Source organism: Vibrio sp. 378, assembly GCF_033339435.1.
The window spans coordinates 1-505 of record NZ_JAWOUO010001274.1 but is presented as its reverse complement, the minus strand read 5'-3'; the positions used below and the strand labels follow the sequence as shown (position 1 = coordinate 505).

1 protein-coding gene is annotated in these 505 nt (G+C 46.9%); it reads right to left on the bottom strand.

All coding sequences use genetic code 11. The features are described from left to right. Positions 1-505: oxygen-insensitive NADPH nitroreductase (nfsA, locus tag R7Q48_RS31530; RefSeq protein ID WP_318134413.1), on the bottom strand; the 505-nt coding region annotated here is incomplete at both ends.

Below are 505 nucleotides of genomic sequence, written 5' to 3'. Positions count from 1 at the left end.
GTACTTTGTTTTTGATTGCTTGAGCGGTTTGCATAGTAGTTCTGCATCGTTTGGTCGTATGCTTGAATGTCATCTAAGTTGAGATCTTGGTACTGGTTCTCGTGCACCACCACGTGCGCAGGTAGGCGAGGTTTAACTTCTGGGTTTTGATCTGGATGGCCCAAACACATACCAAATAGGATGGCGGTATTCTGGGGTAGCCCCAGTAGCTCATCCACTTGTTGGGCATTGTTTCTTAAGCCGCCAATGTATACGCCTCCCAAACCCATCGATTCTGCTGCCAGTAAGCAGTTTTGAGCCATGATTCCAGAGTCTACGGCGCCTATTAGCGTTAACTCTGTGAAATCGGCTTGAACATCAGGATTAATACTGGTGTGACGCTGGTAGTCGATACAGAACACCAAGAACTCTGCTGCGCTTTCAACGTATGCTTGATTCCCTGCAAATTTCGCTAGTTGCGATCTCTTCTCTGTGTCCGTGACTCTAACAATTGATACTACCTGCA